General features: G+C 39.1%; 23 protein-coding genes. 1 reads left to right on the top strand and 22 read right to left on the bottom strand.

The window, feature by feature from the left end:
- Positions 1–108 precede the first annotated feature (108 nt).
- The 21 genes from ftsZ to RYX56_RS13240 form a co-directional block, all read right to left on the bottom strand.
- Positions 109–1,245 (bottom strand): cell division protein FtsZ, encoded by a 1,137-nt coding sequence (ftsZ, locus tag RYX56_RS13340; RefSeq protein WP_317122537.1) that lies wholly within the window; start codon positions 1,243–1,245, stop codon positions 109–111.
- Positions 1,246–1,276: 31 nt separating this feature from the next.
- Positions 1,277–2,569: a cell division protein FtsA gene (gene ftsA / locus RYX56_RS13335; RefSeq protein WP_317122536.1), complete on the bottom strand. Its 1,293-nt coding sequence runs from the start codon at positions 2,567–2,569 to the stop codon at positions 1,277–1,279.
- A 170-nt stretch (positions 2,570–2,739) separates the two neighbouring features.
- A complete protein-coding gene (locus RYX56_RS13330) occupies positions 2,740–3,102 on the bottom strand; it encodes a small basic family protein (RefSeq protein ID WP_317122535.1) in 363 nt (120 codons plus the stop codon).
- Between the two features lie 6 nt (positions 3,103–3,108).
- A complete protein-coding gene (locus RYX56_RS13325; protein ID WP_317122534.1) occupies positions 3,109–3,816 on the bottom strand; it encodes a DUF881 domain-containing protein in 708 nt (235 codons plus the stop codon).
- A gap of 7 nt (positions 3,817–3,823) precedes the next feature.
- Positions 3,824–4,540, bottom strand: coding sequence for a DUF881 domain-containing protein (locus tag RYX56_RS13320; RefSeq protein ID WP_317122835.1), 717 nt, complete (start codon positions 4,538–4,540; stop codon positions 3,824–3,826).
- Positions 4,524–5,309: a cell division protein FtsQ/DivIB gene (locus tag RYX56_RS13315; RefSeq protein ID WP_317122533.1), complete on the bottom strand. Its 786-nt coding sequence runs from the start codon at positions 5,307–5,309 to the stop codon at positions 4,524–4,526. The genes RYX56_RS13320 and RYX56_RS13315 overlap by 17 nt, the downstream gene beginning before the upstream one ends.
- Before the next feature lie 138 nt (positions 5,310–5,447).
- Entirely contained in the window at positions 5,448–6,365 is a 918-nt protein-coding gene (gene murB, locus RYX56_RS13310) for a UDP-N-acetylmuramate dehydrogenase (RefSeq protein ID WP_317122532.1), read from the bottom strand.
- A 68-nt stretch (positions 6,366–6,433) separates the two neighbouring features.
- Positions 6,434–7,525, bottom strand: a complete 1,092-nt coding sequence (gene murG / locus RYX56_RS13305; RefSeq protein ID WP_317122531.1) for an undecaprenyldiphospho-muramoylpentapeptide beta-N-acetylglucosaminyltransferase — start codon at positions 7,523–7,525, stop codon at positions 6,434–6,436.
- Between the two features lie 143 nt (positions 7,526–7,668).
- On the bottom strand, positions 7,669–8,769 hold the full coding sequence (gene spoVE, locus RYX56_RS13300; protein WP_317122530.1) for a stage V sporulation protein E: 1,101 nt from the start codon (positions 8,767–8,769) through the stop codon (positions 7,669–7,671).
- Between the two features lie 139 nt (positions 8,770–8,908).
- Positions 8,909–10,264: a UDP-N-acetylmuramoyl-L-alanine--D-glutamate ligase gene (gene murD, locus RYX56_RS13295; RefSeq protein ID WP_317122529.1), complete on the bottom strand. Its 1,356-nt coding sequence runs from the start codon at positions 10,262–10,264 to the stop codon at positions 8,909–8,911.
- Entirely contained in the window at positions 10,265–11,239 is a 975-nt protein-coding gene (gene mraY, locus RYX56_RS13290; RefSeq protein WP_317122528.1) for a phospho-N-acetylmuramoyl-pentapeptide-transferase, read from the bottom strand.
- Between the two features lie 2 nt (positions 11,240–11,241).
- Positions 11,242–12,615 carry a UDP-N-acetylmuramoyl-tripeptide--D-alanyl-D-alanine ligase gene (locus tag RYX56_RS13285; protein ID WP_317122527.1) on the bottom strand — a complete coding sequence of 458 codons (1,374 nt, stop codon included), beginning with the start codon at positions 12,613–12,615 and terminating at the stop codon, positions 11,242–11,244.
- Positions 12,616–12,617: 2 nt separating this feature from the next.
- On the bottom strand, positions 12,618–14,078 hold the full coding sequence (locus RYX56_RS13280) for a UDP-N-acetylmuramoyl-L-alanyl-D-glutamate--2,6-diaminopimelate ligase (protein ID WP_317122526.1): 1,461 nt from the start codon (positions 14,076–14,078) through the stop codon (positions 12,618–12,620).
- Positions 14,079–14,275: 197 nt separating this feature from the next.
- Positions 14,276–16,195, bottom strand: a complete 1,920-nt coding sequence (locus RYX56_RS13275) for a stage V sporulation protein D (RefSeq protein WP_317122834.1) — start codon at positions 16,193–16,195, stop codon at positions 14,276–14,278.
- A gap of 134 nt (positions 16,196–16,329) precedes the next feature.
- Positions 16,330–18,555: a penicillin-binding protein gene (locus RYX56_RS13270; protein WP_317122525.1), complete on the bottom strand. Its 2,226-nt coding sequence runs from the start codon at positions 18,553–18,555 to the stop codon at positions 16,330–16,332.
- Between the two features lie 86 nt (positions 18,556–18,641).
- The gene (gene ftsL / locus RYX56_RS13265) at positions 18,642–18,995 is read right to left on the bottom strand and encodes a cell division protein FtsL (RefSeq protein ID WP_047973727.1); all 354 of its coding nucleotides are present in this window, start codon (positions 18,993–18,995) and stop codon (positions 18,642–18,644) included.
- 16 nt (positions 18,996–19,011) lie between these two features.
- Positions 19,012–19,944 (bottom strand): 16S rRNA (cytosine(1402)-N(4))-methyltransferase RsmH, encoded by a 933-nt coding sequence (gene rsmH, locus RYX56_RS13260; protein WP_317122524.1) that lies wholly within the window; start codon positions 19,942–19,944, stop codon positions 19,012–19,014.
- Positions 19,945–19,985: 41 nt separating this feature from the next.
- Positions 19,986–20,417, bottom strand: a complete 432-nt coding sequence (gene mraZ, locus RYX56_RS13255) for a division/cell wall cluster transcriptional repressor MraZ (RefSeq protein ID WP_047973725.1) — start codon at positions 20,415–20,417, stop codon at positions 19,986–19,988.
- A 153-nt stretch (positions 20,418–20,570) separates the two neighbouring features.
- A complete protein-coding gene (gene bshC / locus RYX56_RS13250) occupies positions 20,571–22,190 on the bottom strand; it encodes a bacillithiol biosynthesis cysteine-adding enzyme BshC (protein WP_317122523.1) in 1,620 nt (539 codons plus the stop codon).
- An 82-nt stretch (positions 22,191–22,272) separates the two neighbouring features.
- Positions 22,273–22,659: a DUF3397 domain-containing protein gene (locus tag RYX56_RS13245; protein ID WP_317122522.1), complete on the bottom strand. Its 387-nt coding sequence runs from the start codon at positions 22,657–22,659 to the stop codon at positions 22,273–22,275.
- Positions 22,656–23,573, bottom strand: coding sequence for a 2-dehydropantoate 2-reductase (locus RYX56_RS13240; protein ID WP_317122521.1), 918 nt, complete (start codon positions 23,571–23,573; stop codon positions 22,656–22,658). The genes RYX56_RS13245 and RYX56_RS13240 overlap by 4 nt, the downstream gene beginning before the upstream one ends.
- Before the next feature lie 195 nt (positions 23,574–23,768).
- Between RYX56_RS13240 and RYX56_RS13235 the strand changes: the two genes are divergently transcribed.
- The gene (locus RYX56_RS13235; RefSeq protein WP_317122520.1) at positions 23,769–24,287 is read left to right on the top strand and encodes an N-acetyltransferase; all 519 of its coding nucleotides are present in this window, start codon (positions 23,769–23,771) and stop codon (positions 24,285–24,287) included.
- Positions 24,288–24,320: 33 nt separating this feature from the next.
- Here the strand turns inward: RYX56_RS13235 and RYX56_RS13230 are convergent, their stop codons facing one another.
- Positions 24,321–24,926 (bottom strand): RsfA family transcriptional regulator, encoded by a 606-nt coding sequence (locus RYX56_RS13230; RefSeq protein WP_317122519.1) that lies wholly within the window; start codon positions 24,924–24,926, stop codon positions 24,321–24,323.
- Between the last annotated feature and the right edge of the window lie 12 nt (positions 24,927–24,938).

The raw sequence follows: 24,938 nt of genomic DNA, 5'->3' as shown, positions 1-24,938 counted from the left end.
TGTAATTTTAAGAGATTTTCACAGAAAATGTCTATTAAAAAGAGAAGGGGTTTTTTAAAAGTCGAATAATAAAAGCCTCAGCACAAATTGTGCTGAGGCTCTACATTATTATCTTGAACGATTACGACGATTACGTAAGAAGGTTGGGATATCAAGTGTATCCTCTTGTGGTTGTTGCGTTGGTTGGCTGAACCTAGATTCTTTCTGTGGCTCTTCTTGTTGTGGCTTGCTTTGCTGTTGTTGCTGTTGTTTCATTTGGTTTTGTGGAGTTTGACGCTGAGGTTTGTTTTCAGTGTCATCAAATCCAGTAGCAATAACAGTTACCACAATCTCATCTTTTAGATTCTCATTGATTACAGAACCAAAGATCATATTAACTTCAGCATCAGAAGCTGCAGAAACAATCTCAGCTGCCTCGTGAACTTCATAAAGGCTTAAGTTCGATCCGCCAGTAATATTCATTAATACGCCTTGTGCTCCATCTACAGAAGTTTCTAGCAATGGACTTGAAATGGCTTTTTTTGCAGCCTCTGAAGCACGGTTTTCACCTGTTGCAATACCAATACCCATTAAGGCTGATCCTTTATCAGTCATGATAGTCTTCACATCAGCAAAGTCTAAGTTAATTAAACCAGGTACTGCGATTAAATCGGAAATACCTTGTACACCTTGACGTAATACATTGTCCGCCTCACGAAATGCTTCAAGCATTGGTGTGTTTTTATCGACGATCTCAAGTAGACGGTCGTTTGGAATGACAATTAGTGTATCTACTTTTTCTTTTAATGCCCCAATTCCAGTAGCAGCTTGATTTTGACGCTTACGTCCTTCAAATGTAAAAGGACGAGTGACAACACCCACTGTTAATGCGCCAATTTCTTTTGCTACTTCTGCAATAACTGGCGCAGCACCTGTACCAGTTCCTCCACCCATTCCAGCAGTGATGAAGACCATGTCTGCTCCTTGAAGCACTTCTTCTAATTGTTCACGACTTTCTTCAGCAGCCTTTTTCCCGATTTCAGGATTAGCACCTGCTCCAAGTCCTCGTGTTAACTTTCCACCAAGCTGAAGTTTCGTTTCCGCTTTTGATAAATGTAGTGCTTGAGCATCTGTGTTTACAGCAATAAACTCTACACCTTGTAGTCCATTTTCAATCATTCGGTTAACGGCGTTACTACCTCCGCCACCTACTCCGATGACTTTTATTTGTGCTAATTGATCCATATCCATTTCAAATTCCAACATTTAAGGTCCCCCTAATCAGACTCGTTCACTATTATTCAAAGAACACTTTAAACCAATTCTTCACTTTTGATTTTGTCTTTGGTTTATCTTCTGTTCTTGTTTGTTCTTTTTCAGCTTTCTTACTGCGCTTATCTTGTTGCGGTTGCTCAGGTGCCTGATAATCAGCTACAGAAGCTGCAATTTCTTTCCCTTGAATCTTTACATTTTTGTACGCAAATTGGATAAGTCCAACACTTGTCGTGTATTGTGGTTCACGTACACCGATATAATCCGGTATTGCCACTCGGACATTGCCTTGCAGTAATTCCTTGGCCAATTCGAGCACACCAGGGATCATAACTGTTCCACCTGTTAACACATATCCACTTGGGAAATCGCGAAAGCCTAGTCGCATAATTTCTTTGTAAATTAATTCAAAGACTTCTTCCATACGTGGTTCGATAACATGTGCCAGATCATATTGGCTAAATTCATCCTTCTCTCCACTTCCGATCGCTGAGACGCTAAAGCGCTCTTCATTAGAAGCTTCATCAATAAAAGAGTGACCATATTTCACTTTAATACGCTCTGCTTCTTCAGTAGAGACCCTAAGACCAATGGCAATATCATTCGTAATATGGTCTCCACCAATTGGTAAAACCGACGTTGATTGAAGTGTACCTTGCTCAAATACAGATACAGTCGTTGAACCTCCACCAATATCAATTAAGCAAACCCCAAGATTTTTCTCATCTTTAGAAATAGCAACTGAACCAGATGCAAGTGGTTGAAGACAAATATCAGCGATTTGTAATCCAGCGCGCTCTACACATCGTAATAAGTTATGTAAGATGGTTTTTGATCCTGTAATAATGGTTCCTTCCATTTCAAGCCTAACACCAATCATGCCTCGTGGGTCATTGATTTCATCTAGGCCATCCACAACAAATTGTCTAGGGATCACATCAATAATCTCACGCTCTGGTGGGATAGAGACGACTTGGGCCGCATCAATTACTCGAGCAATATCTTCATCACCAATTTCTCTATCAGGGCTTGAAACAGCTACCACACCGTGACAAGGTTGAAGTTGAACATGGTTCCCATTGACCCCAACTACAACTTGTTTAATCGAGAGTCCAACCATCCTCTCCGCTTGTTCAACTGCTCTCTTAATCGAACGAACAGTTTCATCAATATCGACAATGGCTCCTTTTCTAATACCTTCAGACGGAGAATTACCTACTCCAATAATATTAATCGTACCGTTGGCCACTTCTCCTATGATTACTCGGACATTGGATGTACCGATGTCAAGACTTACATAGATTTCATTGTTGTTCAATCTGTGGCACCTCCTTATAAACTAATACCGTTTCAATGTTTCATAACTTACTACTTTAAAGTAACCGTTCGCGAAAAGTTGAATATAAAGAAGTATTCAACATCAAGCGCTGTTTTCCTTTTAAAAACGCTCATTTTCTTTTTTTTTCAGTCATTTTGAACTTCTTTTGATTATGAAGCTTGTCCTTCGCTTCTTTTAGCTTGCCACTTTGATAATAACATACGGCGAATGACAGCGATATTATTAAAAAGACGAACACCAAAAGCAAAGATTGCTGCTAAGTATAAGTCTACACCAAGATGAACCCCTAGAAAAGCCAAACCTGCAGCAAGTAAAATATTAAAGAAAAAGCCAGTGACAAATACATTTGAGTCAAAGGTCTCCTGCAGGTGCGCACGAATCCCGCCAAATAAAGTATCTAGTGCAGCCAAAACGGCAATAGATAAGTAACTTGAATACTCAGCAGGTACTCTAAATTCGGTCATTATACCTAATATAATTCCAAGAAGTAACCCTATTATTGGAAGCCACATAGATCGTTACCCCTCCTTCACTTCTTCCATATACCTTACACGAGGTGTTTGGTCGTATCCAGGTAAGATCAAGTCATCTACTTGCTCTACCGTTAAAAGAAAGCCATCAATCTCAAAATACTCTACAGACTCTGATACAACCATACGATTGTGCAACCGCTCTGGATCATCAGTTAACACTTTAACCTCAAGAGGAAGGGGAGGTAGCCTGCGATAATTTAGATGCGTAATGCCATTTACATCTCGAAATGCTGAGGTAGAAATTAATCTTTCATCAGCTACAGCAATACTGTCCGCTCCATTCACATTTAACTCATTAATTAAATAACGAAATCGTTCTGGTGTAGGGGTACGTCTCATATGGTTTGGCGAGAGTTCATCGTAAAAAGGTTCAATCGTCATGACCACTCCCGCACCTCTGACTTCGGTAAGTCCTGCCTCAGTGCGGAGGTCAGCAATTTGTTGATCTAGGACAACATCTATATTTTCATGATCCTCATCAAGTGTATGACCATACTGCGCAAGTAAGTCTTGCGCTTTTTTGATCTCAGAAGCTAGTTGTTGCTCCCTCTCTCTTTCTTGCTCAACCTCATTACGTAACTCTCTAATATCCCGAGTATCCCTAACCACAGGCTCCTGGGTTGTTTTAAATTGAATAGCTAGCATAAATCCAATCACAAAGGCAACAAAAGTAAATATCCACTTTCGATTCATTCTTTTGTCACCCACCCTCTGTTAAATAAGGGTCAAGTTCTATTAACCCTTGTTGCTGAATGCGCACACTTATACCATCATTTAATAACTGGTCTTTAACACCACCAATTAATGAAATGGCTTGTTCAAATTTTTCACCATCACCGATGGCCGTTACGACAAAAGGTGCATAGGATGTATGGCCATCAATAATAATTACAGGCCCTGCACATTGAATATAGGACTGGTGAGATAGGCGATGACCATTAATAGCAATGGCTTCAGCGCCTGCCACAAATAATTCATGCACGACTTTTTGAACATGGATTTCGTGGACAATATAGTCATTAGGGTTCGAACCTTCTGGCACATAAGAAGCATCTTCTAAAGAAACCTCTAAACCAGGTCCTTTTACCGGTACATTTCCTACCACTTTACGTAGACGGTCCAAATCCTCTAGTAAATTCGTTGTACGCAATTCTTGTTCAGCACTTTCTGAAGCTAATTGCTCTTCTAATAACCGAACCTCACTTTGGTACTCTCGTAATTCATCTTGCAATACTTGGTTTCTTTGTTGAATCGTTAATATTTGGTTACGAAGCTCATCCTCATGCCTCCACTGCCTTTCATAACCAGGTGTTAATTCAGCCTGTCTCTCATTTGTTATCTCATAGCTCAGTGCTAGAATAAAGCCAGTTACGAGCAGAACGAAGGATAAGATTGCATGTTTACCCTTCACCTTCAACTTCAATATCTTCTTCCTCCTCAAGATCAAAATCCTCAAAGTATGGGCTCATTTTCATATGAAGAATTCCTCTACGGATCGGATCAAGTTCACGGACAATGGATGGGTAAGGTCTCATTCGTTCTGAAAAATCTTTAATAGTAGAATGAACTTCCAATCCATCATTCATATGTATGATCACTTCGTCTGACTCCGTTTCAGTAGGAGCATAAAAGATTTCTGACATCCGCTCAATTAATTGCTCAGGAGTGCTCATTAACTCTCTTGAAAACTCTGTTAATGCTTCTCCTTGCTCCCAATCAATTAGTATAGGTGCATCCGATGGGAATTGATGTCTTGGTAATTCACTTAGAAATGTCCCGCTTTCTAATAGTGGATAATATTTACCATCAACATATAAATAACCAATTCTAGAATGCTCTTTAATAGTTAGAACCACTGTTGTTGGGAACTTTCTACTTAGCGATACATCCGCAACCTCCGAAAGTAGGAGAAGTTGATTACGAATGGCTTCTTCTTCAAGATTCCACATGCTTGTCCCCGTAGATAATTGAGAAGCTTCAATAACTTGTTCATCTTCTACTAAAAAATTACCCTCTACTTCGATAGATCGTATATGACTTAAAGGAGACTGAAAATAAACCATTAGCAACAATAACAAAAAGAAAAGTGATAAAAAAAACAGCAACCGACGATTTGCTCTTCTCTTACGTTGTTCTTTTAAAGTAGGTATCCGCTCATTTATCGTAACCACTTTTTCATTGCTCATCGCTGATCCCCCGATTATCGTCTCCGATACGATAGTATAATAATCCTCTTCTCCCCCTGAGTTTTTCAGAAGAAAAAGAGGAAGTAATGATTACATTTGTTTAATTATACCATAGTCATCAGAGAGATTCACTGCTGTTTAAGGGGTTTTCAGCTTTCTTCCAATCATTTCTACTTCTGTTTCCATATCAATGCCTTTTAACTTTTTAATCGTCTCTTTCGCATGCTTGATTAAATTAAGCACATCTTCTGCTTTCGCATCCTCAATGTTGACGATGAAATTAGCATGCATCTCAGATATTTGAGCACCACCGATCTGGTAACCCTTTAAGCCTGCTTCTTCAATAAGGGCTCCAGCATGGTTAGGCAGCGGGTTGCGAAACACACTCCCACATGTTGGATGACTCCATGGTTGTGTTTCACGACGATAGTCTTTATTTTTTTGCATATGTTTAACGATGTCTTCCTTTTCACCTTTTTGCAATTTGAATACTGCCTCTACACATATGCCTTCTTCACGTTGTAGTCGTGAGGTACGATAAGCAAATTCCATATCATCAGCGTCGATCCATTCTAGACGACCGTCTGGATACAAGACGCGCGTCTTCTTTAGAATCTTTGAGATATCTGCGCCATGTGCCCCTGCATTCATAAAGACCGCCCCACCGACTGAACCAGGAATTCCACCTGCGAATTCCAGTCCAGATAATCCTTGACGACTAATTACGGTAACTAACTTAATCAGTGGATAGCCGCCTCCAACCGTAATCTCATCATCATTAATTTCTAAATGGTCCAGACCACGACCTAATTTAATGACTACCCCTTCAATTCCCTCATCAGATACAAGGAGATTTGACCCGCGACCAATCGCTCTAAAAGGTACTTGTTCCTCATTTATAATAGCCATAGCTTTTATTAAGCCTTCTACACTACCTGGCTCAATTAAAACATCAGCTGGCCCGCCAATCTTCCAAGTAGTATGTTGACTTAGAGGTTCCCCAATTTTCACCGTACCGACCTCTGCATCTTTTAACTTCTGAATCACCTGTTCCATACCTACATCCCTCTCTTATCCATTCCAACAATCATTATTTATTTATTTCATCTTATGTGATGACCTAATTAGCGTGAAACATCCTTTAGCAATTGATATACATCACTTGCCGCAGTAGGTACACCCAATTTCAATGCTGCATCATGCATCTTTTCCCACGATTCTTTTTCACTAAACACAGAATCGATATCTTTTATTAATTGCTCCCCATTCATTTCACTTTCAAGTCGAACGATAGCAGCTCCGCCTTCTTCAAGTGAACGAGCATTTTTCTCTTGATGATTATTCGTTACATAAGGGCTTGGTATTAAAATACTTGGTAAGCCAAGAGCCGTTATTTCTGCTAATGTTGTTGCACCAGCACGTGCAACAACTAAGTCAACAGCACCTAATACATCAGGCATATTATGGATAAATGGTTTGACGATGACATTACTTGGGTTCCCTACTTCTTCTACTTTCTTTGAAACAGCCTCATAATGCACTGATCCGGTCACATAAATGACTTGATACGCACGATTTGCCACTTGATCAAGCACACTTAAGAAAGCGTCATTAATAGGTTTAGCTCCTCGACTCCCACCTACTATTAAAACCGTTTTCTTTGTTGAATCTAAACCAAGAGATGCCGCCCCAGCTTTTGCATCCACATTCATTACTTCAGTGGCACGCGGATTACCTGTAAAGACAACTTTACCTTTCGGAAAATAAGGAGCAGCAGCATCAAAACAAATAGCTACCTTGTTGACATATTTGCTTAGAAATTTATTTGTCAAACCTGGTACACTATTTTGTTCATGAATAACAGCAGGAATACCCATTTTTGCTGCAGCATAAACAACGGGCCCACATACATACCCGCCTGTTCCAACCACTACATCAGGTTTGAAATCCTTTAGCATCTTTTTGCTTTCTCTCGTACCTTTTAAAAAGCGTAGAACGGTTTTTACATTCTCCACAGAAATTTTCCGTCTGAAACCAGTAATATGTATCGTTTTAAACGGAATACCCTCTCTTGTTACTAGTTCATTTTCTAAGCCTTTTTTTGTACCGATGTATAAAATCTCTGCATCCGGATTTTGTTTTTTTATTTCTTTAATTAAGGACAAGGCTGGATAAATATGACCACCTGTTCCCCCACCGCTCACTACTACTCTCATAATGTACCTCCAACAATTGTTTCATATTGTTCATTTTATCACGAACAATGCTTGGATTATACCGCAATTCTGTGTGATTTTTTGTAGGAATCGCCTCAGACATAAGGTTTTCACAAAAAAATGGACCCTTCTTACAAGAAGAGTCACATCCTAGCATGCCTGCTAATATTTAATAACACCCCGATCGCTACAAGCATTAAAGTCAAAGAGGAGCCACCATAACTTAAGAATGGTAAAGTAATACCAGTTACCGGCATTAAACCTGTGACAACCCCAATATTAATCATGACTTGAATCGCGATCATTCCCATAATACCGACTGCTAAAAAGCTACCAAATAAATCCGGCGCTCCTAATGCAATTTTAATTCCTCTCCAAAGCATAATCCCGAATAGGAAAATAACAAATAGTCCTCCAATAAACCCTAATTCTTCTGCTAATATAGCAAAGATAAAGTCTGTTTGGGGTTCTGGTAAATAGAAATATTTTTGCCGACTTTCACCTAACCCCATGCCCATTAACCCACCAGGTCCTATTGCATAGAGTGATTGAATAATTTGAAATCCACTACCCAGAGGATCAGACCATGGATCCAGAAAAGAAGTGATCCTTTTGATTCGGTAAGGTGCTGAGGCAATCAATCCAACAAATCCTACTAACCCAATCATAGCCAAGCCAATAAAGTGACTAATTTTAGCTCCTGCAACAAAAATCATCGCTACACATGTCCCAACCATGACTGCTCCCGTGCCTAAGTCTGGCTGTAACATAATCATTCCAAACGCAAGCATCACAAGTGATAAGGAGGGGACAAGCCCTTTTTTAAAGGAGACAATTTTCTTTTGATTTTCCGATAAGTACTTTGCAAGAAAAGCAATCATCGCCATTTTCATAAACTCGGAAGGTTGAATGGAAAAAGCTCCGACTCCAAGCCAACTTCTCGCCCCACCTCGTACTAGACCAACACCAGGTATCAAAACAATGATCAATAGGATAAAACAGATGATCAACAATAGCTTAGCCCATGTTCTCCATGTCCAATAATCCACATTCATAATAAATAACATCGCTACAACACCGATACTAGCAAAAAAGAGTTGCCGTTTTGCAAAGAAAAAGGAGTCATCGAACCTATATGAGGCCCATGCTTCTGAGGCACTGTAAACCATTATCAAGCCTATGGCAAGTAGTGCTATGGTTGCTAATAACAAAACATAATCTGGTGCATGTCTTTGGTTTTGCAATAGGGACACCTCATTCAAAACAATTTTCCTTACGATATTCTCTCTTTACACCCTATGCACGAACAAAGAAAAACATGTCCTTATCAATAGACATGCCTAAAAAAAGCTACTATTCCAAAGCTGGAATAGTAGCTATCGTTTAGAGTTGAAGCGCCCTTACAGCAGTGACAAATTCATTCCCGCGCTCTTCAAATGTTTTATATTGATCCCAACTTGCACAGGCAGGTGATAATAAAACAACATCACCCTCATTTGAAAGTTGATAAGCTAGCTCAACCGCATCTTCAACACGATTTGCAAATTGAACTTCCCTAACATTTGATTGTTTAGCAGTCGCGGCTAACTTTTCTTTTGTTTCACCGAAGGCTACTAAAGCTTTCACATTAGATAGAGAAGAGGCTAATTCATCGAATTCATTCCCGCGATCTAGTCCACCAGCTAAAAGAATAACAGGTTGATCGAAAGCTTCAAGTGCTTTTTTTGCAGCAAGAATATTGGTTGCTTTCGAGTCATTGTAGAATAAACGATCTTTAATTTTTGTTACAAATTGCAAGCGATGTTCCACTCCGCTAAAGGTATGTAGGACTTCTTTAATCTGCTGTTTTGAAGCTCCCATAGACATAGCTGCACCAACAGCCGCAAGAATATTTTCCACATTATGAGCTCCAGGCAGGACAACATCCGCTAATTCTACAATTTCTTCCTTACCGAAATAAATCTTGTTATCTTTTACATACACACCTTCAAGTAATACTTGTTTCGTTGAAAAAGGAATCGTTTTAGCTTTAGTCGTTGAAGCAACCTTTGAAACAAGCTCATCATCAGCATTGTAAATAAATTGATCTTGCTCTGTTTGATTAGCTGTTATTTTGGCTTTCGCGCGAATGTATTCCTCTTTTGTACCATGATAATCTAAATGAGCGTCAAAAAGGTTTAACAATACACTTACTTTAGGGTGAAACGCTTCTGTACCTAGTAATTGAAAGCTAGAAGCTTCAAGTACCATCACATCTTCATTTGTCGCTTCTTTAACGACTTCACAAGAGACTGTTCCAATATTCCCAGCAATAAGGGGCGTTTTCGGGCTATTTTTAAGCATTTCAAATACTAACGTAGTAGTTGTTGTCTTCCCATTCGAGCCAGTAATAGCGATGATCTCCGCTTCACTTAAATGCGAAGTTAACTCAACCTCTGTTACAACTGAAATAGAACGAGCCATAGCCTCTTTAACTAGGTCATTGTGATATGGGATACCTGGGTTTTTTACGACAAGTTCTACTCCATCATCTAAAAGAGAGAGCGGATGATCCCCACACACCACTTTTAATCCTTTTGCTTCAAGCGCTCTTGCTTGTGCATTTTCTTCATACGGCAAGGCATCATTTACTACTACATTCGCACCAAGCTCGTGAAGCAGTAGTGCAGCAGCCTCACCACTTTTAGCTAAACCTAAAACGAGTATATTTTTACCTCTATACAATTCTTTATTTATCATTTACATCCACACCTCTAAGTAGATTCCAAGCACAGCTAAGATCATACCGACCATCCAAAACGTTACAACAACACGCCATTCAGACCAACCGGATAGTTCATAGTGATGGTGAAGAGGACTCATTTTAAACACACGCTTGCCTCTTGTTTTAAATGAAATAACCTGAATAATAACGGACAGGGTTTCAATAACAAATACCCCTCCAATTAATACAAGTAGTAACTCTTGTTTTGTCATAATGGCAATTGCCGCAATGGCTCCACCTAGAGCGAGCGATCCGGTATCTCCCATAAACACTTTAGCAGGGTGTGCATTAAAAACAAGGAAACCCAAAACAGCCCCAACAATCGCTGCACTAAATATCGCTACATCGATCAGATCTGCATACCAAGCAAGAATAGCAAAAGCACCAAATGCAATAGCTCCTGTTCCAGCTAACAAACCATCCAAACCATCCGTTAGATTAACTGCATTTGACGCCCCAACTAGCATAACAATTACGAGCGGTAAATATAGCCACCCTATATCGAGTGAAATGGTCGTTGCTGGAATTGTAATTACTGTGGAGATGCCTAATTGTAATAATCCCCAGTAAAACAGTCCTGCAATAATTAATTGACCGACAAGTTTCTGTTTAGAGGTTAATCCAAGGTTTCGCTTTTTAACAACCTTAATATAATCATCTAAAAAGCCAACCAGACCAAACCCTACAGTTACTAGTAATAAAAGTAAAATTTCTAAGCTAAACGATAAATATTGCAAGGAAATAAATATAGTTGTTGCTATAATCGATAAAACAATGACAATCCCGCCCATTGTTGGCGTCCCACTCTTTTTCTGATGAGATTCGGGACCTTCATCTCTAATACTTTGACCAAATTTCAATTTTCTTAAAAAAGGAATAAATAATGGTGATAAAATGACAGCAACTCCAAATGAGACAAGTAATGCAATCAGTAATACTCTTTCTAACATTGCTAATCATTCCCCCTTTCTTTGGTGTCTTGGTAAATCGTTATAACTTCCTCAAGTTTCATTCCTCTTGAAGCTTTAAATAAAACAACCGTTTCATTATCCACTAGTTCTTTTAAGTGATTAGCGGCTTCTTGCTTCGTCTCGATATGAGTTACTTTCTGAAAAGATTCATGTTTTCGCTCAAGAATAGCTTCATAGATCCACTTTGCTCGATCACCGAGTGTCATAATGTGGGTAATAGGTTCAGTAATCACATTAGCTACAGATTTATGGAGGGCTTCTTCATTGCTCCCAAGCTCAAACATATCACCTAGGACGAGAACACGTTTTTGGTAATTGGGAATCATTTTTATAGCCTCAATTGCAGCTATCATCGATGTCGGACTTGCATTATAGGCATCATTGACAATTAATTCTCCATGATTACCAGTAAGGCGTTCTAATCGCATAGAAGTAAGGGAAAGACTTGCTAAGCCTTTTTTAATTTGTTCTACCGATAGGCCAAAATTTTTAGCAACAGCTATACAATATGCTGCATTTTTGACATTATGTTTGCCTAACATTGATAAAGAATAGCTTTCGTTTCCAATTGCAAATTCATAGCCAGTTTCAGTGGCAGTGACATGATCAATTAAAAGATCGGCTTCCTTAAACCCTACTTTAACGATACAAGGGTCATTCCATGTTCGAAGTAAAGGCTCATCACTATCCACAAAAAGAGAACCTTTTGCTAAGAGGCCTTCTTTAATTTCCATCTTTGCTTTAGCAATTCCCGCTCTACTACCTAATTGCTCCATATGAGATTCACCTATGTTTGTGACAAGTGCCATATCAGGCTCGGCAATCATGCTAAGTCTTTCAATTTCTCCAAATCCGCTCATACCCATTTCTAAAATTAAATACTCACATGTACTTGGCATTCCTAAGATAGTTAATGGCAGCCCGATATGATTATTGAAATTTCCTTGTGTTTTATACGTTTCGCCTTTTACAGAAAGAATCGAAGCAAGGATATCTTTCGTCGTTGTTTTTCCGTTACTACCTGTAATTCCAATAACTTTAGGGTTAACTTTCTTCCGATAAGCACTAGCCATTTCTTGTAGAGCATAAAGAGTATCCTTAACCATAAACAATTGAAATTCACTCGGTAGCTCTTTCGGGAGAGGTTGTCCCTCTTCCCATAAAGCAGCGACGGCTCCATTTTGAATGGCCGTCAACACATAATCATGACCGTTAAATCGTTCCCCAATTAAAGGTACAAATAAAGCACCAGCTGTAATCGTTCTTGTATCAGTGGAGACGGCAGTAAAGCTCATTTCTTCTGTTACTAATCGTGTTTTTAATGTAATTGGTTTTAATAAGGATGATGTGAGCATTGTTACACCCTTTCTTCAATGGCTTGTTTCGCTACTTCTCGATCATCAAAATGGATCGTTTTAGATCCGATGATTTGATACGTTTCGTGCCCCTTACCAGCAATTACCAAAATGTCATTTTTCTGCGCTTGATTGACAGCTTGGTAGATAGCATCCTTTCGATCAAGACAAACAGAGAAATTCCGAGCTGCCAAACCTGTTACCATATCATCTAAAATTTGCTTCGGATCTTCTGAACGTGGATTATCTGATGTGAAAATGGCATGGTCTGCATACTTTGTGGCAATTTCCGCCATCACAGGGCGTTTAGTACGATCACGATCTCCCCCACATCCTACCACGACTGAAATATTCCCTTTGGCAAACTCTTTAACTGTGGTTAATACATTTTCTAAGCTATCAGAAGTGTGAGCATAATCTACAATTACTGTGTAATCTTGGCCTGCATCAACCGGTTCAAAGCGTCCAGCTACACCTTGTACACTTTCCAAACTTTCTTTAACTGTTTCAAGTGGAATACCAGATACAAGTGCGGCACTTGCTGCTGCTAATGCATTGTACACACTAAACATTCCGATTAACTTCATGTTAATTTCAATTTCCTCTTGAAAAGCAGATAACATAAATGTCGTCCCCTTAGAAGAAATTTGGATATCCTTCGCCATGACATCTGCATGATTCTTTATTCCATATGTAATTGCATCAACAGTTGTCATATTTAACAATTCATTTGTTGCTTGATCATCACAATTGAAGATTGCCACTTTATCATTACTATAACGATTACCTAATTGAGCAAACAACAGCCCTTTGGCATACATGTAAGCTTCCATTGTTTCATGATAGTTTAAATGATCAGGGGTTAAATTAGTAAATACCGCGACGTTAAAGTCACAACCTCTTACTCGACCAAGATGCAGCGCATGAGAAGACACTTCCATTAATGCCGTATCAACCCCTGCATCAACCATTTCTTTGAAACGCTTTTGTAAGGTGATCGATTCTGGCGTTGTGTTTTGAGTATTTAATTGTTGGTCGCCAATCTTCGTATACATCGTACCAATCAGACCAGTTTTCTTTTTGGCATCTCTCATCATTTGTTCAAGTATATGAGTCACAGTCGTTTTACCATTTGTTCCTGTTACACCAATGAGGTGAAGACTAGATGTAGGATCTTGGTAAAAAAGATTCGCCATACGAGCCATTGCTCGCTTTATATCACGCACAATAATTGTCGGTACATCTAATTGAGGTAGCACTCTCTCAGCCACTACTGCAACAGCTCCACTTTTAACCGCTTGGTGGGCATAATCATGACCATCTACTGTGTATCCTGGAATGCAGAAAAATAACGTCCCTTCTTGAACCTCTCTAGAATCCATTTCAATCTGAAGAATGTCTGGATTTCCTTCATTTTTGATTTCATACGTTCTTAATACATCTGTTAGTTGTTGAAGTTTCATTTTAAAACCCTCTCATTCATGTAACCATTTTCTATCATCGTTGCTCATATTCTCACTTTTTAATCAACCAAAGTACTAGTATACCGTGTTTATTTTCACTTTCAAGTCTTAAAAGAAGCCTCTTTTTCACTATTTATGAATAGAGGCTTCTCATTTGCTTCCTAAGGCACATAAACTCTATTTTAGTCGTAACCTATTTATTTGTCACCCATATAAAGACGGATTGTTGATCCCGTTGTTACTTTCACACCTGCAGAAGGTGATTGGGCAAGAACGTGCTCACCTTCCCCCGTTGCATCTACCTTCAATTCGTAATAAGCTTCATGAATTTCACGCTTCGTCCTGCCCACTAGATCGGGCACTTCAATCAAAGGTTCATCATTCCAGGCTAATTCCTTCTCTATTTGATCTTCTCTTGCTTCTACTCCCATAGCTCGTAAACTATCTCCAATAATATTTCCAACAATTGGAGCAGCAACAATCCCACCAAATTGCATGGTGTCTTTTGGATTATCTACTGCAACATAAACCACTATTTGCGGATCATCAGCTGGAGCAAAACCAATAAACGAGACTATATGATTATTTTCAAGGTATCTTCCATCTTTAGCTTTTTGAGCTGTTCCAGTTTTTCCACCAACTCGGTAACCATCTACAAATGCGCCTTTACCAGTACCTTGGGCAACTACACTTTCGAGTGCATGGCGAACTTTTTCAGATGTTTCTTTAGAAATCACTTGTCTTTTCATAATGGGTGTTTGGCTATCTACTACTTCATTTGTCAAAGGATCTACCCATTCTTTAGCTAAATAAGGTTGGTATAAATACCCTCCATTAATGGCAGCCGATACAGCCGTTACTTGTTGAAGAGGGGTAACTGCGACACCTTGACCAAAAGCAGTAGTTGCAAGCTCAAGAGGACCAACATTATCCCGGTTAAATAAGATCCCTTTTGCTTCACCTTGTAAATCAATACCCGTCTTTTGACCAAAGCCAAAATCATCGATATAGTTGAATAAGCGATCCTTCCCTAAACGTTCACCAAGAACGACAAATCCCGGGTTACAAGAGTTTTGTACCACTTCTAGAAATGTCTGGGACCCATGTCCTCCCTTTTTCCAACAACGTAATCTGTGTCCGGACACTTCAATAAATCCTGGATCATGAAATGTATCTTTCTCAAGGTCCACTTCTCCTTCTTCCAGAGCAGCAGCAAGCGTGATGATCTTGAAAGTTGATCCTGGCTCATATTGCATCCACACTGGCTTGTTTTGATTATAAATTTCAGGAGGAACCTCTCTGAAATTTTCAGGATCATAATGTGGACGGCTACTCATACCAAGTATTTCACCAGTATTTGGATTCATTGCAATAGCAATTGCTCCATCTGGATTGTATGTAGCTTCTGCAATATCTAAGTGGTTTTCCATGATGGTTTGCACCTTGCTATCTATCGTTAACCGAAGATCAAACCCGTTATTCGGAGCCGTGTATTCATCGGCTAGATTAGGCATTCTGTTTCCTTTTGCAGTCGAGAAGAAAGAAACATGTCCTTTTTCCCCTTTTAACTCTTCATCATAATATTGCTCAAGACCCGTTAATCCTTGATTATCAATTCCTGCAAATCCTAACACATGGGATAAATAACTCCCAAAGGGATAATGACGTTTACTATCTTCTGCAATATAGACGCCGGGGAGTCTTAATGCTCTTACTTCACTAGCTTTTTCTTTGTTCACTTTTCTCCCTTCAGGATTTAAGCGAACAATCGATTCTGATTTTGTTACAAGTTGATAAGCTTTTTGGACATCCATTTCTAAAACTGAAGCTAATTTTTCTGCCGTATCAGAAGGATCTTTCACTTGTCTAGGCACAACTAAAATAGAAGGGGCACTAACATTCGTTGCAAGAACCACATCATTGCGGTCTTTAATTTCACCACGTTTTGCTTCAAAAGGCACATCACGACTCCATGAATCTTCTGCTCGGTCTGTTAACCAATCTCCTAAGGCAAACTGAACATACCCTAGCCTTAAGGCAATCACACAAAAAACAGCCAGTCCTAAAAACAAAACCAAAACAAGCCGTTTTCTCACAGTAACATTAGAAACTCGCACCATATATACCTCCCGCCTCCAATTAGATCAAGTACGTCAATCAAGTGACGTAGGCTTGTTCTAACGTATGCTAGGTGAGAGATGATTAGAACATTGGTGCGAGCTCCGTTATTTATACTATTTATTGTTAAGGCTTATTCTCCAACTTGAACTTCTTCTTCCTCTTCACCCTCTAGTTCCTCATCTGTTTCTTCAAGGGCTTCTTCACCTTCTTCAACATCATCCATTTCATGTATTTCCTCTAAATTAGCTAATTCAAACACAATATTTTCACCAATTGAAATTTCCTTACCAGGTTCTATACTCTGACTGATAACAAATCCACTTCCAAAAATATTAGGTGTAATATCTGTTACTCTAGCTAGCTTCAATACATCTCTATTTGACCAACCCGTCACATCCGGCATTTCAAAGGTCTCACCTTCTGTGAATAAGAAGACTTTCTCCCCTTCCATAAGAGCTTGATCACCCTCTGGAGCTTGCTTTGTAATTTTAGAGCCATTCCCTAATACATACACTTCCAAGCCTTCGGATTCTAACTCTTCCTTAACATCATTTGTCTTTTCACCCTTAAATTCTCTTGTCACATAGCCATCCTCAGCTTCTTCAGTAATTTCTTCAAGAGTTGGCGTAATATTTAAGTATTGCAAACTTTGTTTCATAATTGTATTGAATATTTTTGCAGAAGGCTCTGAACCTGATTCAAATGATTGTAAGTTAGGACGCTCGACTGCTACATATACAACTAACTTAGGATCATCCTTTGGAGCCATACCTATGAACGAGAATATATTTTCGCCATGACCACGAATGTATCCCGGAGCATTTGGATTTGGGATTTGAGCCGTCCCCGTTTTTCCAGCTACATCAAACCCTTCAATATAATACGGTTTCCCTGTACCAACCGACGAGGTTACCACTTCTCCCATAATATCAAGCATCTGCTTTGAAGTGTCACTAGAGATTGGATTCCCTACTACTTCTGGTTCTTTTTGCTCGACTGTTTCATTCGTTTCTGAATCAACGATACGATCAATCACATACGGTTTCATCATTTCTCCATCATTAGCGATGGCTGTTGCCGCTTGAATCTGTTGAATTGGAGTAACCGCTGTACCTTGCCCAAATGCGGTTGCTGCAGCATCATATTGGTATTGATTTGCTATTAGACTTGTTGCTTCATTCGGTAGATCAATCCCAGTCGGCTGATCAAAGCCAAAACGATTGAGGTATTCATAAAGCTTTTCAGGACCTAATTGATCAAGGGCAATTTTGGTGAAGGCAACGTTTGAGGACCTTAACATTCCCTCGTTAAAAGAAATGGTCCCCCATCCCCGACCACCATTGTGATCACTTACCGTGTTTGGCCCTACATTCAATTGACCAGACATAAATGTATCTTCTCCGTTATAAACGCCCTCTTCTATCGCAGCTGCCATCGTGAAAATCTTCATCGTCGAGCCTGGCTCGTAATGATTCGATACAGCATAGTTCATATAATTAGAAATGTCTTGGTAACGGTTCGGGTTAAAACTCGGTCGATTACTCATCGCTAAGATTTCACCTGTTTTTGGATCTGCCACAATCGCGATCATTTTCTCAGGTTCATACTGCTCATCTACTTGAGTCATGACTTGCTCTAGTGCTGTTTGGATATTTGAATCTAACGTTAAATACACATCATGCCCGTTTTTAGGTGCGGTTACATGTCTTGTTGCGTTTGGAAGTGGCACCCCTCGGCGGTCACTTTGATATTGTACTAACCCATCTTCAGCTCTTAAATACTCATCTAAGCTTCTTTCTAAACCCATTCTAGCTGTTTCCATATTACTTTCTGTGTAACCAATCACATGTGAGGCATACGTTTGCTTCGGATAATAACGCCTTGGCTCTTCGCTAAACATAATTCCTTCCAAGTCTAGTGCTTTTATTTCTTCCATCTCAGCGTGTGTGAGATTTCTTGCTCCGGCACCTAACTCTACTTGGAACCGATCTTCGGTTGAGAGGATTCGTTCTAAATCCGCTTGTTCCATAGAAATATGTGGAGCCAACTTATTTGCAGTTTCTTTAGGGTCAACCACATGATTAGGGTAATCAGCACTTAAAATGGCAAACACATTATAAGAATTTAATTCTTCTGCAAGCGCGCTACCTCGCCGATCAAAAATTGTTCCTCGCTTGCCTTCAATCACTTGTTCTTTTGACCAGCGTTCTTCTCCCATTGTTGCAAGCTCTTGTCCTTTCACTTCTTTTGTCACTTGAATGTAAGTAAATCGTCCCATCAAGATCGCAAAAAGGACGAGAAAGCTCGCTAAGATGACGACGGCACGGACATTCGTTGCAGCACGTTTAATCTCCACGTTTCTCACTTCCTCTTAAATAAAAATAGACTTATAGATTGTACATCTAGGTACAGTTGTGAAAAAAAACTAGTTCAAAGAATGAACTAGTTTTGAACGACTTTCACTTTATTATCATCTAATGACATTCCAAGTTCACCAGTAGCAATATCTAGAATTCGATCAGGTGCACTCAGTTCTACAACTTGAAGGGAGAGCCCTTCATTTACTTGCGATTGTTGTGAAATTGTTCCTTGAAGCTGATGTACATCCTTATTTAAGGTATAAATCGATGCATAATTATGTAGCATTAGTCCAATCATCGCAAATGCAACAACCGTCATAGTAAGACCGATAATCTTTTCCCCTAAGGTAATTCTTGATCTATGACGCCTAACAACCTTTTTTGTTTTCACTTCCGTTTGTTGTTGGTGTTGAATTTGACGGGCAACCATACTCATTTTAAAAACCTCCTTATTATTGTTTTTCAGCAATTCGTAATTTAGCTGAACGGGCTCGGTTATTCGCAGTTAATTCTACATCTCCGGCTATAATGGGTTTTCTCGTAATCAATTTTAAATCAGGTTCGTACCCTTCAGGTATGACTGGTAAGCCCGGAGGCAGGTCAGGCCCTTTACTTTTTTCTCTAAATATTTCTTTACATAGACGATCTTCTAATGAATGAAAGGTAATCACACAAATTCGACCGTTTTGGTTCGTAATGGTGATGGCATCTTCTAACGCTTCCTCAAAAGCACCAAGTTCGTCATTAACGGCGATACGTATCGCTTGGAAGGTTCTCTTTGCGGGGTGTCCACCAGTTCTTCTTGCCGGAGCTGGAATCGCATCTTTAATGATTTCTACCAGCTCACTTGTTGTATCGATCGATTTCTTTTCCCTTGCCGCTTCAATTTTTCTAGCAATTTGCTTTGCAAATTTCTCTTCCCCATACCTAGAAATAATAGAAACGAGTCGATTAAATTCCCATTCATTTACCACTTGATGAGCTGTCAAGGATGCTGTTTGGTCCATTCTCATATCAAGAGCCGCATCTTGATGATAACTAAAGCCTCTTTCCGCTTCATCTAGCTGAGGGGAGCTTACACCTAGGTCAAACAATACACCATCTACTTTAGAGATGCCGTGTTTAGCAAGCTCTTCTCGCAGAAAACGAAAATTACTTCGAATTAAGGTGAACTTCCCTTCGTATTTAGATAAGACCTCTTTTGCATGAGCGAGAGCTGTATCATCTTGATCAAATGCATATAAATGACCCTCGTCACTTAATTGTTCTAGTATGAGTGACGAATGCCCAGCTCCTCCTAGAGTGCAGTCCACATAGATGCCATTTGGCTTAATCGCCAAACCTTTTACGGACTCTTCTTTTAATACCGTGATGTGGGTGAACATGTTATCACCATCTCTTTCCTATCCATATCGTGATGTAGTGTCTATAGATCAAAGTCAATTAAATTCTCAGCAATTTCACCAAATGAGTCTTCTGATTCCTCAAAGTACTCTTCCCACTTCGCCTTACTCCATACTTCTACTCGATTAGAAACCCCAATGATCACACACTCTTTTTCGAGTTCTGCATACTCGCGTAACGTTTGTGCAATATTTACTCTTCCCTGCTTGTCTAGTTCACATTCAGCAGCTCCAGAAAAGAAAAAACGAGTAAAAGCTCTAGCATCTTTTTTTGTAAAAGGGAGGGTTTTTAATTGTTCTTCAAGTCGTTTCCATTCATCTAGTGGGTACACAAATAGACACCGATCTAGTCCACGGGTTACAACAAAGGACGTACCTAGTGACTCTCGAAATTTTGCAGGCACAATCATTCTTCCTTTTTCATCGACGTTGTGGCGATACTCCCCCATGAACATCGTGCATCCATCTCCCCCCACTTACTACCCTTAAGTTACCACAACCCTCCACTTTGTACCACTATAAATTAAATTTCCTATAAACAAAAAAAATCCTGCCTATAGACAGGATTTTTCGTTCTCATTCTTTCGACGGTGTCTTCGAACAGTTTTTTACAACAAAATGAGTTTATGATGGGTGTTTAGTGACATTTTTTGTTCCATGATTCGGTCAATAGCATCACAACCTGCTAGGTTTAGTAAAACTATGGGATGAATCACGCGTTCTTGCGGTCGATTTAAGGGGGTTAACCAATTTTCTGCTTCGTCAAATTTTGATAGCGCCAATTGGTGTTTTCCTTCAATAGAATGAACCATTTTTTTCTTCATAAAATTTAGTTGCTCTAAAATGATCTCTTCATTCTTCTTTGATAACCGATAAAGTGTCTCATCGATCTTCTTGGAAAGTTGCTGTACAGAGAGATGAGCCTCTTTGAATGAAGTCGTAACATCTGCTACAACTTCATCAATAGGATGGTTTTCTACTTCCTTTAGCCATTTCTTCTTTAAGTCCCTCACCTCACCTGATAACAATTGATCATACGTATAATGATTTTCTTCAACCCACTTTTGCATGGAACGAGGAACAAACGTCATTTGCAGCCTTGGTGTTAAAGGGGGCATCGATGTATGAAATGCATGAAATACCGGCTTTAATGTTCCCCAATAAGCAAGTTCACCTGGTCCTGCAACAAATGAAAGGACTGGTAAGATAAATTCCTGCATCAATGGCCTTGTCACTACATTATTACTAAAACGTTCTGGATACTCTGAGACGAGATCTACTAGCTCCCGTTTCGTAAAACGTATCTCACTATTTTTTATATAAAAAGCACCATCTTTGTAGTCAAGCCTCTTTCGTTCATCGTTATATGTGTAGAATAAGTGTGCGTTTTCCTGATCAGTTGAAATGGGTTCGCCATATCCTAACTCACTAAAGGTCTGTTCACCTTTTTGCTGAGCTGATTGAAGATCCTCCACTCGATTCACCAACATCATAAAATAATCGGTTTCAATCGCTCTCAAACCGGGGTGATCAGAATCAAGTAAAATAAGCCCTTCTTCTTTAAAAAGCCAATTCATTACAAGTGAGAAGAAATTTACAAAAGTGCTCGATCGTTTAGCAAAATTCTTGATTGTCGCAATAAGATGTTCCGTGTGATTCGTTTCTGGTAAAGTCTTAAATACTTGATTGAGCCATGTATGTAACTTGTCTTTAGGTAAGGGAGTAGAAGATAAGGATTGATACGTATCAGTCATATCAATTCCTATCTTTTTCCACGTCTCATCCTTTTGGGTATATACAAACCTCACTTCTTCAAGGTCATGGTCCTCCCCCGCAATCCAAAAAACAGGAACGACGGGTACTTGAAGTTCACTTTCTTGTGATTTAGCAAGGAAGATGACACTCATTGCCTTATATACGGTATACAAGGGTCCTGTAAGTAAGCCAGCTTGCTGTCCTCCTACTACGACGACAGAGGTAGGATCTTTTAGCTTCTCAATATTTGACTCAACCGGATTTTTATATGGAAGATCCTTGTGGGTGATTTGTAGATGCTCTACTAACGCTTCTCGTGGAAACGATCGCTTCCGAAGCTCTTGTTTTCGTTTTTTAAATCGTTCTTTATCAGTTGCAGAGTAATCAAAACAGGCATGTAAATGAGGATGCCCATCTAAATAATCAGATAGAAATCTTGACTTCGCTGCAATGTCCATTTCCTTGACTTCCATTGAAAAGACATCCCTTCCTCTATGTAATCAACCTTAATAATAGCAAAGTCCGGCTCATCCACCAAATCATACGTCTTCTTACTTAGAGGCTGACGAATAATCTCGTGACAATACCATACCCACTTAGAATAAGATAGAGAAAGAAAAACATTAGAAAATTAAAACGCCAGATCCCTCTGAATAATTTTCGAACGTGAATATCTTTTGCCACCTTCCAATGAAGGATTGTAAACAGAAGCGCAACTAAGAAGAAAAGTGTTAACAAGAGCCAAAAGAAAGATTTTGACCAAATCTCTAGAATGATGTAATAGACAGCTGCAACGAAAAATAACACAGACACATCCGACGCCAAACGAATCGCTTTCGATTTTTTTTTCGTTATTTTGACGGTAACAATGTAAACAACATACCAACCAAGCAATGGCAATGTCACCACTGTCGCAACAATCCAAGCTAAAGCTGTACTCATGCTCCCCCTCCTCTCGTCTGAAATTCACGTCCTTTAATAGCATGATGTATAAATGAAATCGTTGGGTGAGGAATAGTTTCAATTAATGCTTTTTCTATTAAATAGCCGCTTATACTCTCAACCTCAGTCCTAACGCCCGTCTTTAAGTCTATACACATAGAAGAGTAGTTCTGAGCTGTTTTTTCACAAACTTCAGTTACTAACTTCCACATCTTTTCTTTGTCATTGCGACGTAATATAGTCATAGCTTCATTAAAGACAGCACCCATCAAATGATTGTAATAACGATTATGTATAAGGTCACCATTTTGAACTTGAAGTAAGGAGGTAAGAGGATTAATACAAACATTTACAATTAATTTTTCTTCCAACATTTTCATCCAGTTATCTTCTTTTACTATTGGAAAAAATAAGGGGTCATTAAGCTTTGTGAAGAAATCTAAATCGTATGTTCGATCGTTTACGGAGGCCCATCTGATTCTTCCTACACCAGTATGCTTCACTACAGTACTCGTTTCCTTCATTGCACCATGCTCAACTACACCTACAGCTACTTTGATTGAAGGGGGTATTGAATCCATTACAGACACATGACTCATTCCATTAGACAAAAAAAGAATGGAATTAAAATTCATCCCCTTTGCTCCAACCCTTTGCAAAATTCCTTCTATTTGATAAGACTTCACCGTTATAACCAAGCAGTCTATTGATTCCTGATGACATTCATCAAAAGAAATTGCTTTAATATTGAACTGGTCTTTAAATAGATCTCGTTTAAATACAATCCCTTTTTTATTGATTTCTTTGGCCTGCTCTCGAGTTCTGGAAATTAAAGTTACATCCTGACCTGCTCTATGCAAATAATAGGAAAGGAGTAGTCCAATTGCACCCGCTCCAATGATATGTACACTCATTAAAATCTCCTCTTTCACATTTCTTCTCAAATTGTACCATATTGCCCCATAATGCAGACAAGCTTTTATTTTTCAGAATACTTTTTCTTTTTAATTAAAGGGCAGAATTTTTAGTTTTTATAACGCTTACATTACATTTTGTAGTAAAATAAAAGAAGAACATCAATGAAGCTTTTCATAAGGAGGAAATGTATTATGACAAACTTTGAGGTTAAGCGCTTACTTGTTAATTATAAAACACTCGAGGAATTTAAAAACTTTCGGGAATTCGGAGCAGCTGAGTTGTCCATGAAAGGTGACTTAGAAGCAAATATTATCGAGAATGATAGCGAATCCCCTTTCTATGGTATTTATTTCGGAAAGAAACTAGTAGCTAGAATGAGCCTATACAGAATTGAAGGGAAATTCGATCGTTACTTCGAGCCTCAGCAAGATTATCTTGAATTATGGAAACTTGAAGTATTAGAGCCATACCGTGGAAAAGGATATGGATCTGCACTTGTTGATTTCGCTAAAAGTTTCAGACTTCCAATTAAGACTAATGCACGACAAGGTTCTAGTGACTTCTGGGAAAGAATGGGGTTTGAATCATCTACGTACCAGCCTAGTCGAGATCGTGGTGAAAGTCCATTTGTATGGTATCCACTTGGGGTTCAAGAGCAAGCAAGCCCTTCTCCTGGATTACCAACAATCGAAACGCCACAACAAATGTAAGCAAAAAAAGAAGCGATCATCTGATCGCTTCTTTTATTTTGTAGATTGAGCAACACTTTTAGTCGAATGATCGTAAACAGAGAATTGACGCGCCCGGTCCATGATACCAATTAACGCCTTATAATCTTCAGCAATAATCTTCTTTTCATTCTCTAGTTTTTCTACTCTTTTTACTAACATCTCATTCTCTTCTTCTAACCGTTTAATTTGGTTCGTATACTCTTGACTCTTATCTACCTTCGGATAGCCTGAAAGAAACTCAATGACCTTATCCATTGTCAAACTATCATTTGAATTTAACTCTGCTGCATGAGCAATTTCACCTTTAACGTCATCAACTACAGGTGCAAGAATATTTTCTTCGCTTTTTTCTTTTTTGACTTCTTTTGGAATGAAATCCCCTGTCAATGCTCTCCCTTTGGCACGCTGTTTTTTTGCTAAACCAATAGCAGATTCATATTTTTTTCGAATTGCTGAATTCCAACGAAATCCACACGCTGCACTAGTACGCGAAAGGCGGTCCCCTACCTCTTCAAAAGCAGCTAGTTGGGTACTTCCTTCTCTTATATGACGAAGCACAACTTCAGCCAAAATTAAATCTTCATCGGTACTCCACGCATCCTGACGAATAGTTGTCATCAAAAACCCTCC

Origin of the sequence: Alkalihalophilus lindianensis (assembly GCF_032843265.1) — a bacterium.
Classification (GTDB): Bacteria; Bacillota; Bacilli; order Bacillales; family Bacillaceae_D; genus Alkalihalophilus; species Alkalihalophilus lindianensis.
The sequence above is the reverse complement of the archived record's forward strand: the minus strand, read 5'-3'. Positions and strand labels throughout refer to the sequence as shown.